We start from the raw sequence: 12834 nt of genomic DNA, 5'->3' as shown, positions 1-12834 counted from the left end.
CCAGAATGAACCAATATTGGGGAGGGTCTCATGATCAGAGGACTGAAGGTTGGACGTCGCGAGTTCCTGAAGGCCGGTGCCGGTCTGGCGGCGCTCGCGGCCTTTCCGCTGGGCCTCGCGCCGGGCGCACTTGCCGCGGAACCGGTCAAGGGCGGCACCTTGAAGCTGGGCTTCTCCGCCGATCCGGCGGGTTTCGATCCGGCGCGGGGGCCCTCCGGCATGTCGCATGTCGTCATCGAGCAGGTCTATTCGACCCTCATGTCGGTCGACCCCGATGCCCAGCCCTATCCCGATCTCGCCGAGAAATACGAGCAGTCGGCCGACGGCCTCGAATACACTTTCCATTTGCGCAAGGGCGTCAAGTTCCATGACGGTTCGGATCTGACGGCGGAAGACGTCAAGTTCACCTTCGATCGCTTGCGCGCCAAGGACTCGGGCTACTCCTACGGCTCGCAGGTCGAGACGATCAGCGAAGTGGTGGTGGTCGATCCGCACACGGTCACCTTCAAGCTGTCGAAGCCGACCGGGCCGTTTCTCGTCTATGTGGCCTTTCCCGGCTCCTCGATCGTGCCGAAGAAGCTCGTCGAATCGGGCCACGACCTCAATTCCAAGCCTGTCGGCTCCGGCCCGTTCAAATTCGTCTCCTACGAGCCGCGCTCGATGGTGAAATTTACCCGCAACGACAACTTCTATGAGACGGGCAAACCCTATTTCGACGCGCTGGAGTTCCACCTCATCGCCGACATCACGGCGCTCACCAATGCGGTGATCTCCGGCACCATAAACTTCTCCAACGAGATACCGCCGAAGGACTGGCAGACGGTCACCGCGACGCCGGGCCTGGTCGGCACCACGCTCGAGGGCAGCCGCTATTACTGGCTGTTGATGAACAACACCGTGAAGCCGCTCGACAATCCCAAGGTGCGTCAGGCGATCGCCCATGCGATCGATCGCAGCGCCATCGTCACCGGCGTTTTCTTCGGCGAGGCCGTGCCCCTCAAGGGCGGCGTCATCCCCGAATGGAACTGGGGCTATGCCGGCATCGATTATTTCGCCCAAGGCGCCGATCCGGAAAAGGCCAAGGCGCTGCTCAAGGAAGTAGGTCTCGCCGACGGCTTCACCACCTCGCTCACCATGGCGTCCTCCTTCCCCGCCATGGTCGCCATGGCGCCCATCATCCAGGCCAATCTCGCCGCCGTCGGCATCAAGGCCGAGATCAAGACCATGGAGATCCCGCGCTACTGGGATGAGGTCTGGGGGCCGTCGAAATTCGACCTGACCGCGATGTACTGGGTGTCGCCGCTCGCCGATCCCGACGACTTCGTCACCAACAACTACGCCTGCGGCATGGCGATCAATGTGCAGAAGAGCTGCAGCAAGGCGATGGACGAGGCGCTGGCCAAGGCCAAATCGGCCCCAAGCCAGGAGGCCCGCAAGGCGGCCTATGCCGAGCAGCAGAAGCTGGCGCTCGAGGAAATGCCGATCGTGCCTTTGGTAAACTCCTTGATCCTCACCGCCTATACGGACAAGCTTAAGAACTACAAGCCGATGCGCACCGGCTTCCTGAAAACGCTGAAGGACGCCTGGCTCGAAGCGTAATTGCCATACCCTCGCCCCCATGGGGAGCGAGGGTATGACCTTCTCGGTGAGCGAACACCTTTGCGTAACCTGATCCTTTCCCGTCTCCTGGCCTTCGCGCTGACGCTCCTGGTCGCCTCCAGCATTCTCTTCGTGGCGATCAATGTCGTGCCGGGCTCGGCCGCGCGGTCCGCTCTGGGCATCGATGCGACGCCTCAGGCGCTGGCACGCTTCGAGGCCCTGCACGGGCTGGACCGTCCGCTCGTCGTTCAATATGCCGACTGGCTCGGCCGGACATTTACCGGCGATTTCGGCAAGAGCTTCCAGAACGGCGTCGATGTCGGCCCCGAGCTGCTGCGCCGCATCCCGGTGACGCTCGAGCTCGCCATCCTCGCCTTTCTCATCGCCAATGTGATCGCCATCCCGCTTGGCGCCTTTGCCGCCATGCGCCACCAGCGCATCCCCGACAAGGGCATCTCCTTCATCGCCACCTTGCTCGGCGCGATGCCGAATTTCTGGCTGGCGACGCTCCTGGTGATGGTGCTGACGCTGCGCTTCAGGCTGCTGCCGCCCGGCGGCTATACGCCTTTCTTCGACAATCCCATCCTCAACCTGAAGCAGATGATCATGCCGGCCTTGTCGCTCGGCATCGTGTCGTCGGCGCTTCTCATCCGCATCATGCGCACCGCGATGATCGAGGTGCTGTCATCCGATTACATCCGCACCGCCCGCGCCAAGGGCGCCCAGGAGCGCGTCGTCATGCTGCGCCATGCCGTCCGCAATGCGCTCACACCTTACGTGAATGTCGCCGCCGTCGAGTTCGGCTTCCTCTTCGGCTCGGTGGTGATCATCGAGGACATCTTTCTTTTGCCGGGCATCGGCTCCTTCGTGCTCGTCGGCATCATCAACCGCGACTATCCGGTGCTCCTGGCGAGCGCCCTCACCATCACGCTCGTCGTGCTGATCATCAATTTCATCGTCGATATCGCGGTCGGCCTCATCGATCCGCGCCGGGTCACGAGGCATCGATGAGTGCCGTGGCACAGAAATCCTTCAACTGGCGGCGCTGGCGGCTGGTCGTCAGCGGCGGCGCCATTGTCGGCGTGATCCTGTTTCTCGCCGTTTTCGCACCCGTCATCTCGCCCTATTCGCCCATCGACCTCGATGTCGCCCAGATGCTGCGCGGGCCCTCGGCGGCGCATCTCCTGGGTACCGACGAACTCGGCCGCGATGTGCTGTCGCGGGTCATCCATGCGGCCCGCCTTTCCATGATGGTGGCGATCCTCGCCTCGCTGATCGGGCTCGTCTTCGGTACGATCATCGGCACGCTCGCGGCCTATTTCGGCGGCGCCGTCGATCTGGTGCTGATGCGGCTGATGGAGATCCTATTCTCCTTCCCGGCGATCCTGCTCGCCATTGTCCTGATGGCGAGCCTCGGCACCAGCATCCTCAATGCCATGATCGCCATCGGCATCATCTTCATCCCGGGCTTTGCGCGCCTTGCCCGGGCGAGTGCCGAGAGCGTGCTGCGCCAGCAATATGTCGAGCAGGCGCGCGCCATCGGCATGAGCCATTTCCGCATCGTGACCCGCGAGATCCTGCCCAATATCGTGGCGCCGCTGCTGGTCGAGGCGGCGGTCGCCTTCTCTTATGCCGTCCTGCTGGAAAGCGCTCTGTCCTTCCTGGGGCTCGGCGCCCAGCCGCCCGATCCCTCCTGGGGCAACATGCTCAACACCGGCCGCGGGTTCATGGCGCAGGCGCCTTGGCTCAGCCTGGCGCCGGGTGCTGCGATCTTCCTGACCGTACTCGGCTTCAACATGCTGGGCGACGGCTTGCGCGATGCCTTCGATCCGCATCTGAGGGACGAATGAGCGAGCCTCGCCCCCATGCCCGCAATCGCGACCGCCCGGCGCTCGCCATTCGCGGCCTCACCGTCGACTTCAAGCGCCGCGGCGGCGATCTGCGCGCCGTCGATCAGGTGAGCCTCGACGTCTGGCCGAAGGAGATCGTCGGCGTCATCGGCGAATCGGGCTCGGGCAAGACGATGACCGCGCTGTCGGCCATGCGGCTTTTGCCTTATGGCGCGAGAGTCTCCGGCACGATCGAGCTCGGCGGGCGCGACATATTAAGTCTCGACGAGGCGGGAATGCGCGGCCTGCGCGGCGACCGCATCGTCCTTATCCCGCAGGATGCGCTCCAGGCGCTCAATCCGACCATGCCGGTCGGCCGCCAGGTCGGCGAGCCTTATGAATTCCATCGCAAGCTGTCCTGGCGGCGGGCGGCGGATAAGGTGATCGATCTCCTGCGCGCCGTGAAGATCGCCGATCCGGAGGTCCGGGCGCGCGAATATCCGCATCAGTTCTCGGGCGGCATGCAGCAGCGCGCCATGATCGCGACCGGCCTGGCGCTCGATCCCGAGCTCATCATTGCCGATGAGCCGACGACGGCGCTCGACGTCACGGTCCAGGCGCGCATCCTCAAGCTCTTACGCGAGATCCGCGACCAGCGCGGCTCCGCCATCATGTTCATCACGCATGAGCTCGGCATCGTCGCCGAGCTCTGCGACTGGGTCTATGTGATGAATGGCGGGCGCGTCGTCGAGGACGGCCCGGTGGCACGCATCTTTGGGGCGCCGCGCGCCGACTATACCCGCATGCTGCTCGCCGCGACCCCGAGCATCCACAAGCGCAAGGAGCGCCCGCGATGAGCGAGCCCGTCGTGCGCATCGACAATGTCTCGAAAGTCTTCCACCAGGCAGGCTTGTTCAATCGTGGGCCCGGCTTCACGGCGGTCTCGAATGTTTCACTGGCGGTGACGAAGAACAGCACGCTCGGCATTGTCGGCGAATCGGGTTCCGGCAAATCGACGCTGCTGCGCATGGTCCTGCGCCTGATCTCGCCGAGCGCCGGCCGCATATTCATCAATGGCGCCGATATCTGGGCGCTGCGCGGCAAGAGCCTCAAGGCCATGCGGCGCGAGGTGCAGCCGATCTTCCAGAACCCGGCCTCGTCCTTCAATCCGCGCCACACCATCCGTGCGATACTTTTGGCACCTCTCGAAGTGCATGGGATCGGCACCGCCGCCGAACGCCGCGAGCGCATCCACACGCTGTTGCGCCGCGTCGGCCTCGATCCCGCGATCGAGACCCGCCTGCCGCATCAGCTCTCGGGTGGCCAGAAGCAGCGCATCGCCATTGCCCGCGCCGTCATTTTAGGTCCGAGCCTGGTGCTCGCCGACGAGCCGACCTCGGCTCTCGACGTGTCCGTCCAGGCCCAGGTGCTGAAGCTGTTCTCCGACATCAAATATGATTTCGGTCTCACCACCATCTTCGTCAGTCACAATCTGGCGGTGATCCGCGAGGTCAGCGACGAGGTCGCGGTCATGCGCCAAGGCGAGGTGGTGGAGCAAGGTACGGTCGATCAGATCTTCGATGATCCGCAGCATCCTTACACGCGTGAATTGCTCGCTGCCGTTCCGGTGCCCGAGATCATGCGCAACAAAGAAAGGGAGCCACAGTCATGATAGAGCTTGCCACATTCTCGATCGCCGCGCGCTGCCCGCGCACCGGGATGCTGGGCATTGGCGTTTCGACCGCCGTCCCGGCCGTCGGCGGCCTCTGCTCCTTCGTGGCGCCGCGCATCGGCGCCGTCGCCACCCAGTCCTGGGTCAATCCTTATCTCGGCATTGACGGCCTGGCGCTGCTCAAGAGCGGCCTGCCGGCCAAGGCGGCGCTCGACAGACTGATCGCCGACGACCCGGGCCGCGAGGTCCGCCAGGTCGGCATCATCGATGCCGAGGGCGGTGTTGCCGCCTTCACCGGCAAGGATTGCACCTTGTGGTGCGGCCACGAAGTCGGCGACGGCTTCACCGTCCAGGGCAACATGCTGGTGAGCGGCGAGACCGTCGCGGCCATGGCGCGCGCCGCGCGCGACACGGCGGCGCTGAACCTCCCCGAGCGCCTGATGCGCGTTCTCGAGGCCGGCCAGAAAGCCGGCGGCGACAAGCGCGGCAAGCAGTCGGCCTATATCAAGGTGCACGACACCGAGGAGTATCCTTATCTCGATATCGGCGTCGACGATCATCCCGCCCCGGTCATGGAACTGCGCCGCATCTATGAAGTAGCGCGCGCCCAGTGCCTGCCTTTCGTGACCGGGCTGTCGACGCGCAAGAGCAGCGTCGGTCATTTGCCCGAAGCGGTCACCACCATGTTGATGACGCCGCCGGCGGACCGGCCGCAGCGGGTCGAGGGTGAATGATGGCCGGTCCCGCAAGCCGCGACATCCTCGCGCGTCTCGTCGCTTTCGATACGACGAGCCGGAACACGAACCTCCCGCTGCTCGATTATGTCGAGGACTATCTCAAGGGACATGGCGTGGTATCGCGACGCGTCAGCCGGTCGCCCGAGCCCAAGGCCAATCTGTTCGCGACGATCGGGCCCGACAGACCGGGCGGGATCATCCTCTCCGGCCATACGGATTGCGTGCCGGTCGACGACCAGGAATGGTCGAGCGATCCCTTCGTTCTGACGGAGCGTGACGGCCGGCTCTTCGGCCGCGGCTCGGCCGACATGAAGGGTTTCCTCGCCTGCGTCCTCGCGGTTGTGCCCGAGCTCGTGAAGCGGCCGCTCAGCCGGCCGGTCCATATCGCCTTCTCTTATGATGAGGAGGTGGGCTGCACCGGCGTGCTCGATCTCATAGACGATCTGAAAGGCAGCGGTCTTACTGCCGACATGTGCCTCGTCGGCGAGCCGACCGGCATGGAGCTGGTCATCGGCCATAAGAGCGGACGCAGCTATCGCTGCCACGTGTCGGGCCTCGAAGCGCATTCGAGCCTGGCGCCGCGCGCCGTCAATGCCATCGAATATGCCGCGCGGTTCATTGCCGGCATCAGCGATATGGCGCGCGAGCTTAAAGGCGGGCTCAGCGACGACGATTACGATCTGCCGCATGCGACGATCTCGACCGGGCTGATCGCGGGCGGCACCGGCATCAATATCGTGCCTCATCACTGCAGCTTCACGTTCGAATACCGCATGCTCCCGGGCCAGGATGCCGATGCGATCTTCGCGCGCATCAAGGCGATGGCCGACGCTCTCCGCGGCGAGATGCGCAAGCTTCATCCGGCTTCGGCCATCACCTTCGAAAAGGTCTATGATTATCCAAGCCACGCCATCGCCGCCGAAGCTCCGGCGGTGAGGACGATGACGGCGCTCTTGGGATCGAACCGCCTCGCCAAGGTCGCGTATGGCACCGAAGCCGGCTTGTTGCAGGAGGGCCTGAGCGTGCCGACCGTCATTTGCGGCCCGGGCGACATCGCGGTCGCCCACAAGCCCGATGAGTTCGTGACGCTCGATCAGTTGCGGCGCTGCGAGGCCTTGCTCAGGCGATTATGCGAGGGGTGATCGACGGATACAGGGAAAATACAGGGTATTTTCGCGAAAGAGGCCTTCCAAGGGCCATGGATCTTTGCGGAAGTGCTCTAATTTCAAAGGCCTATGTGGAAACCATTGCACCTTTGAGCAGGGAATCCACAGCCTCGCCGAGCAGGGAACGGGTGCTTCTGTTTCCTAGCTTCCCGTCGCGCCCGCGGCACTGAGCGTCGGCACGCCGCGCTCGCGATAGGGGGTGCGGCCATAGAAGGCGCGATAGCATTTGGAGAAATGCGAGGGCGAAGAGAAGCCGCAGGCGAGCGCCACATTGATGACCGACATGTCGGTCTGGAGCAGCAGCGAGCGCGCCTTCTTGAGCCGCAATTCGAGATAATAGCGCTTGGGCGAGCGGTCGAGATAGCGCCGGAACAGGCGCTCGAGCTGGCGCGCCGAGAGGCCGGCCTGGCGGGCGAGAACGCTCGGCGACAGAGGTTCTTCGAGATTGCTCTCCATCTCCTCGATGATGCCGACGAGCTTGGGATGGCGCGCGCCGATGCGGGCCGGCAGCGACATGCGCTGATGCTCGCTGTGATGGCGGATCGGCGAATGCAGGATGAGCTCGGCGACGCTGGCGGCAAGGTCGGGGCCATGCTGGCTGGCGATGAGCGCCAGCATCATGTCGAGCGCCGATGTGCCGCCGGCGCTGGTGAAGCGGTCGCGGTCGATCTCGAAGAGTCCGCCCGTGGCCTCGATCTCCGGGAAGGCCTCCGAGAAGCCGGGTAGGTTCTCCCAATGGATGGTGCAGCGATAGCCGTCGAGGATATGGGCCTCGGCCAGGATATGGGAGCCGGTGCAGACCGCGCCGATATCCATGCCGCGCCGCGCCGCTTTGCGCAGCCAGTTCACCAGCCGCTTGTCGACATGATGCTGGATATTGAGGCCGCCGCAGATGATGACCGTGTCGTGCTCGTTGATCTGGTCGAGATCGCCATCGACCATGGCGAGGATGCCGTTCGAGGCGGCTACCGGCTTGCCGTCCACGGAATGCATGGCCCACTTATAAAGAGGCTTTTCGGCGCAGCGATTGGCGAGCCGCAAGGGCTCGATGGCGGCGGTCGTCGGCATCATGGTGAACTCGGGCACCATGATGAAGGCGAATTTCTGCGGCCATTCCTGGGGCTTGTCGCCGAACATAGGGATTCCGTTTGGTTATCTTGGGGCCCAATAATACCAATCTCGGGCTTTGTCCATCTGCGCCATTCGATGGTACGAATACGACAGCATGTGGGCAGCGCCGTCGCAACCGGGATTGCCCGTGTCGCAAATTCTCATGCGGCGGGCGTCAGGCCCGGTAATGCTGTCCAGGCAATGTGCCACCTGGAGTTAAAGCCTTGAACATGTTCTCGAAGATCGAGGTCGACGCCAACGACATGCCGTCTTTGACCGCCGCCTTCCTGGCGCGGCTCTCCATCGAGATCACGCCCAAGCAGATCGAGAAGGTCGCGCTTCTCCGGGACAGGCTGCCGCAGGGCACATGCGTCTATGTTGCCTTGATCGACCCCGCGGATCTGGCGCTTCAGATCGAGGCGGTCGCCGCCATTCGCGCTTCGGGCCTCGAGCCCGTGCCGCATGTGCCGGCCCGCTTCGTGCGCGACCGGGCCGACCTCGAGCATCGCCTCTCGGCGCTCGCCACGGGGGGAAGGATCACCCAGGCGCTGGTCCTGGGCGGCGGCGCGCCACAGCCTCTCGGCATCTATGATGCGGCCATCCAGCTTCTCGAGACCGGCTTGTTCGAAGCTCATGGGGTCAGGAAGATCGGCGTGGCCGGTCATCCGGAAGGCAATCCCGACATCATCAAGGCCAGAGGCGAAGCGGCCCTCATCGACGCGCTCAAGGTCAAGCAGGCCTATCTCGCGAGCCAGGGCATCGAGGGCTATATCGCCACCCAGTTCCTGTTCGAGGCGGGCCCCGTTGCCTATTGGGCGAAGGGCTTGCGCGATCACGGGATAACGCTTCCCGTCCATGTCGGCGTGCCGGGACCCGCGACCATCAAGACGCTCGTCAAATATGCCGCCATGTGCGGCGTCGGCAACTCGGCCCGCTTCATCCGCAAGCAGGCGCTCAACGTGACCAAGCTGCTGACGGTCTCGAGCCCTGACGCCTTCGTCGAGAATCTGGCCAAGCTGCATTTCGAGAAGCCGGAACTCGGCATCGCCGCGCCCCATCTCTATCCTTTCGGCGGCTTCGACAAGCTTCTCGACTGGGTGTCCTCACGCATGCCGTGAGCCCGACGCGGTCCCTTAACGCGATCATTAAAAATCTTCGTAATTCAGCCGTTTAGGGTTACCGAATTGTCGACATTTTGAATCAATTCGCCATGCCGCCTTAAACCCAATCGCTACGAATTTGCGGCAGCGCGGCGCGGAAAAATCGATCCCGCATCGCCGGAAAAAGAGAATTTCCCCTCTTGGCACCCTCGCCCGGGAGGCTTGGCGGTCATTCCCACAAATTTTTCTGTCCAATCTGGCACAGGTGGAATTCCACTTGGCGAAAGCGGTTTCGCGAAGTGCGAATTTCGTCCCCGTTTTTGCGCTCTCCAGGCCCGAAATTGATGGCAGTTTTTCGAGATAGGAAATGCATCCGGCATCGTGGAATTTTACTTAGAATAATCTCCAAATATAACGCAAATACGCGCAAATATAGATTTGTTAATAGTAAGTTAACCCAACTATAGTTTTCCCCTCAGATGCGCATATAGTCAACTCAGCGTCTGAAACCAATGATGATGATGGACGTGGCACTGGTTAATATTTAACGGCGAGGTGACCTATGAAAACGGCGATAGCAGGAAGGATTAGGATGCTGGCGGCGACGGTTTCGGTAATTGCGCTGGTCGGCATGGCCGTACCGGCCGGAGCCGGAGCGCTGGGCGGTCTTGGTGGCGGTAAGAGCGGTGGCGGCGGCGGTCTCGGCGGCGCCCTTGGCGGTGCTGTCGGTGCGGTCGGCGGTGCGGTCGGCGGCGTCGTTGGTGGTGTCACTGGTGCTCTCGGCGGCGGCCAGAGCAGCAGCACCGGTGGCCTTGGCGGCGCAGTTGGCGGCGTGGTCGGTGGTGTGACGGGCGCAGTCGGTGGTGTGACGGGCGCTCTCGGCGGTGGCACCAGCAGCACCAGCGGCACCAGCAGCACAAGCGGTATTGGTGGCCTTGGTAGTAGCCTTGGCGGCCTTGGCAGTGGCCTTGGCGGCATTGGTGGTGGCAGCAGCAGCAGCACCGGCGGCGGCGTCATCAACAATTTCAACGGCCAGGGTCTTGGCGTGAATCTCGGCGTCGCCAAGATCGGTTTGGGCCTCAAGAACAAGAACAAGGAGGCGCTCGCGGTCAAGCTGCAGCTTCTCGGCAAGCATGGCATCAACGGAAAAGTCGCCTTGAGCCTTGCCAACAAGTACAGCCTGGTCGGCCTCAAGGCCAGGATCAACGCTCTTAACGTGGCGAAAGCCAAGGTCGGTGCCGTCGTCCTCGACAAGTACGGCAACATCGTGAAGGCCAAGGTCAAGGCCAACGTTCTTGGAATCGACGTCAAGGCGAAAGCCAAGGTCGGAACCAAGGGCATCGCCATCGCCGCTTGCGTTGGCAGCTGTCGTCCTCGTGGCCCTGGTGGGCCTGGCGGGCCTGGTGGTCCCGGCGGGCCTGGTGGTCCCGGCGGACCTGGTGGTCCCGGCGGGCCTGGCGGACCCGGCAACAATGGCGGCATCAGCAACGAAATTGCCGGCCTCTCCTCCTTCGAGCGCCGGCAGCTCAAGAGGAAGTGCGCTTCGGTGCTGATGAGCCCGGCCTCCTACAACCGTGAAGCGGTTCAGGTCTGCCGCGTCCTGGCGCAACTCGCGGGCCTCTGAGGCAAGCAGGACGGACTCTAAAGTGGGACGGTGCTGCGCGGCTCTCCGGAGCCGCGCAGTTTCATTTGCAATGGCGCGGCTGCTCAGCCTTCCTGCCGGCTGTCCGTTTCCTGACGGTCTATTTTGAGATCGTCGAATCTCAGAATCCCCCGCACCCTGAGATCGAGCTTGGCACGGGCATTGAGCTCGAGCCGCAATATCTGCGACGTGCAGCCCGCGTCCGGAATGGTGAAGTCGATGACGAACGGACCCCAGTCCCGTGTCCCCTTCATCGCGGGACTTTCTCCCATCATCTGTTGTCCGGCGGCATTGCAGTAGAGCCGCCAGACAAAGCCGCGATCGTTCTCGAGATTGTTGGCCCGGTAGGCGCCGGTCAGGCTGTAGCGTCCGGGCGGCAGCATCAACCGCTGATGGATGTTTCTGTACAGTATCTCTGAACCCGCAAAGTAGAGTTCCAGCACGGTGCCTCGATCGGCAGAGGTGTTGCGGACGGTGCGGGCGACCACGTTCCTTGTCGGCACGACGACCCAATCGAACGGTCCGAGCTGCGCGAGCTCGGCTTCGAAATCACCATTGTAGATATTGCCGGCACGCTCGAGCTGCGCCTCGGTCAGCGCATTGAGCCAGAAAGAATAAGCCTGATCGATGGCGCCACCCTCAATCAGCTTGCTGATGAAGGGCGCGAGCTCGGAGGACTGAGGCGGAGATCTGGTGGACCTGAGCTCGGTCATGAGCATCGACGCATTTTGCGCCGAGGCGGCCGAGCGAGGCATATAGGTCAAGAAGTCCTTTCGCCAGGAGGGGGCCTGGGCCAAGAGGTCGACCAGGACACGCCTGTTTCCGGCGTTCTGGGCCAAATCGAGAAGGGCGTCGAATAGTCTGGTGCGCCGGGCCGGATTGGACCGGATCAGTCCGTCCAGGCGCTCGAGCGCCTGCGGGAAGCTGTCTTCGGCGAGGAACCGGTCGACCGCCATCGCTTGTATTTCGACATCTCTTCGGGACCGATCGGCTGCAAGCGACAGGAGGCGCGCATAGTCGGCGGCAGTGCTACCGCCGCTGGAAGTCCGCCCCAGCAGATAGACGGCATAGCGATTCAGCGGGTCGGCGATGAAGCTTGCCACGTTGGATTGCCAGTCGCCGGGCGCATCGGGCGGTGGCGATGCTTGGGTCGAAGCTACGCTGGGGACGAGCTTCTCAAGAGAAGGCGGGCGGGCGATGTCGAGGTTCGACGCGTCGAATGAGACCATCGCCGCCGCGGCTATGATGAGCATCACGGCCACGGCGGACAGGGCGGCATGCTTGCTCGTGGATCTGTTCAAGTCAAAAAGCCCCTGAGATCGCCGTCATAGGGTCAATGCGGACGCCATGCCCGGCTTCGGCAGCGAGAACGCTGATGACGGTTGCGACGCTAAGGAGAAAGGCCGTCGCCGCCAGCAGCAAGAGGATGAGTGGCTTGACCTGCATGCTCGGCCAGGAAGCGGCCTGCGGTCGTTTCATCACGCTCTGCGCATTGGCTTGCGACCGCTTCGGCGCACGCGGCGCGCGCATGCCGCGATGCCGTCGCCTGCCGACTTGCTTGACGGTGGCGGAGGTGGGGGAGCCGCCGTTGATGGCATTCGCCGCGGCTACGACCTTGTCAAAAAGCGCGCTTTCCCATTTGTCCATGTTGCGGTCGGGGTGAAGCCACATCAAGAGCCATCGGCGATGTTCTCGCACCTGCTCCGCGGGGGCGCCAGGCGCAAGCCCAAGGGTGCGATAGTTGTCTGCGCCGGAAAACAGCATCGCCTGTTGCAGGAAGAAGATGCATGCCTCACGAATGTGAGCTTCGGAGCGTCGATATTTGCCTGCGAACTCCTGCGTGTGCTGGGACGATCCAGCGGCGACGCGCAACAGGGGCATCACTTCCGGCGGCAGTGGCCGCTTGCGGACGGTCTTGGCAAGGGAAGGCATCTCCCGCAGATCAAGCGCGATCTCGATGGCCGGTCGCTTGCTCAAGG

12 protein-coding genes are annotated in these 12834 nt (G+C 63.4%); 9 read left to right on the top strand and 3 right to left on the bottom strand.

Annotated elements, in window-relative coordinates; genetic code table 11:
• Nucleotides 1-30 precede the first annotated feature (30 nt).
• From DS839_RS15485 to argE, 7 genes are read left to right on the top strand one after another with little or no spacing between them, the layout of a single operon-like run.
• Entirely contained in the window at nucleotides 31-1599 is a 1569-nt protein-coding gene (locus tag DS839_RS15485; RefSeq protein WP_119271349.1) for an ABC transporter substrate-binding protein, read from the top strand.
• A gap of 60 nt (nucleotides 1600-1659) precedes the next feature.
• Complete coding sequence (locus DS839_RS15480; protein ID WP_119271348.1) at nucleotides 1660-2610, top strand: ABC transporter permease; 951 nt, start codon at nucleotides 1660-1662, stop codon at nucleotides 2608-2610.
• On the top strand, nucleotides 2607-3449 hold the full coding sequence (locus tag DS839_RS15475; protein WP_119271347.1) for an ABC transporter permease: 843 nt from the start codon (nucleotides 2607-2609) through the stop codon (nucleotides 3447-3449). The genes DS839_RS15480 and DS839_RS15475 overlap by 4 nt, the downstream gene beginning before the upstream one ends.
• Nucleotides 3446-4285: an ABC transporter ATP-binding protein gene (locus DS839_RS15470; RefSeq protein WP_119271346.1), complete on the top strand. Its 840-nt coding sequence runs from the start codon at nucleotides 3446-3448 to the stop codon at nucleotides 4283-4285. Before DS839_RS15475 ends, DS839_RS15470 begins: the two co-directional genes overlap by 4 nt.
• Complete coding sequence (locus DS839_RS15465; protein ID WP_119271345.1) at nucleotides 4282-5100, top strand: ATP-binding cassette domain-containing protein; 819 nt, start codon at nucleotides 4282-4284, stop codon at nucleotides 5098-5100. The genes DS839_RS15470 and DS839_RS15465 overlap by 4 nt, the downstream gene beginning before the upstream one ends.
• A complete protein-coding gene (locus DS839_RS15460) occupies nucleotides 5097-5834 on the top strand; it encodes a DUF1028 domain-containing protein (RefSeq protein ID WP_119271344.1) in 738 nt (245 codons plus the stop codon). The genes DS839_RS15465 and DS839_RS15460 overlap by 4 nt, the downstream gene beginning before the upstream one ends.
• Nucleotides 5831-6979 carry an acetylornithine deacetylase gene (gene argE, locus DS839_RS15455; protein ID WP_368911678.1) on the top strand — a complete coding sequence of 383 codons (1149 nt, stop codon included), beginning with the start codon at nucleotides 5831-5833 and terminating at the stop codon, nucleotides 6977-6979. Before DS839_RS15460 ends, argE begins: the two co-directional genes overlap by 4 nt.
• Before the next feature lie 165 nt (nucleotides 6980-7144).
• On the opposite strand, the gene DS839_RS15450 is transcribed toward argE, so the two are convergent.
• A complete protein-coding gene (locus DS839_RS15450) occupies nucleotides 7145-8140 on the bottom strand; it encodes a GlxA family transcriptional regulator (protein ID WP_119271342.1) in 996 nt (331 codons plus the stop codon).
• A gap of 197 nt (nucleotides 8141-8337) precedes the next feature.
• Between DS839_RS15450 and DS839_RS15445 the strand changes: the two genes are divergently transcribed.
• Both DS839_RS15445 and DS839_RS36475 read left to right on the top strand, forming a co-directional pair.
• Entirely contained in the window at nucleotides 8338-9231 is an 894-nt protein-coding gene (locus DS839_RS15445) for a methylenetetrahydrofolate reductase (protein WP_162918554.1), read from the top strand.
• 574 nt (nucleotides 9232-9805) lie between these two features.
• The gene (locus DS839_RS36475; protein WP_162918543.1) at nucleotides 9806-10837 is read left to right on the top strand and encodes a hypothetical protein; all 1032 of its coding nucleotides are present in this window, start codon (nucleotides 9806-9808) and stop codon (nucleotides 10835-10837) included.
• An 83-nt stretch (nucleotides 10838-10920) separates the two neighbouring features.
• Here DS839_RS36475 and DS839_RS15430 read toward each other — a convergent pair whose 3' ends face one another.
• Nucleotides 10921-12156 carry a hypothetical protein gene (locus DS839_RS15430; protein WP_119271338.1) on the bottom strand — a complete coding sequence of 412 codons (1236 nt, stop codon included), beginning with the start codon at nucleotides 12154-12156 and terminating at the stop codon, nucleotides 10921-10923.
• 1 nt (nucleotide 12157) lies between these two features.
• Complete coding sequence (locus DS839_RS15425) at nucleotides 12158-12832, bottom strand: J domain-containing protein (RefSeq protein WP_119271337.1); 675 nt, start codon at nucleotides 12830-12832, stop codon at nucleotides 12158-12160.
• Nucleotides 12833-12834 lie beyond the last annotated feature (2 nt).

The organism is Taklimakanibacter deserti, assembly GCA_003574785.1.
Note: the sequence above shows the minus strand (reverse complement) of the source record. Positions and strands in the feature narration are given on the sequence as shown.

What these genes read in the sequence shown, in the direction of transcription:
- DS839_RS15485 (WP_119271349.1), top strand. Translation starts at nt 31, where the DNA reads ATGATCAGAGGACTGAAGGTTGGACGTCGCGAGTTCCTGAAGGCCGGT.
- DS839_RS15475 (WP_119271347.1), top strand. Translation starts at nt 2,607, where the DNA reads ATGAGTGCCGTGGCACAGAAATCCTTCAACTGGCGGCGCTGGCGGCTG.
- DS839_RS15470 (WP_119271346.1), top strand. Translation starts at nt 3,446, where the DNA reads ATGAGCGAGCCTCGCCCCCATGCCCGCAATCGCGACCGCCCGGCGCTC.
- DS839_RS15465 (WP_119271345.1), top strand. Translation starts at nt 4,282, where the DNA reads ATGAGCGAGCCCGTCGTGCGCATCGACAATGTCTCGAAAGTCTTCCAC.
- DS839_RS15460 (WP_119271344.1), top strand. Translation starts at nt 5,097, where the DNA reads ATGATAGAGCTTGCCACATTCTCGATCGCCGCGCGCTGCCCGCGCACC.
- argE (WP_368911678.1), top strand. Translation starts at nt 5,831, where the DNA reads ATGATGGCCGGTCCCGCAAGCCGCGACATCCTCGCGCGTCTCGTCGCT.
- DS839_RS15450 (WP_119271342.1), bottom strand. Translation starts at nt 8,140, where the DNA reads ATGTTCGGCGACAAGCCCCAGGAATGGCCGCAGAAATTCGCCTTCATC.
- DS839_RS36475 (WP_162918543.1), top strand. Translation starts at nt 9,806, where the DNA reads ATGCTGGCGGCGACGGTTTCGGTAATTGCGCTGGTCGGCATGGCCGTA.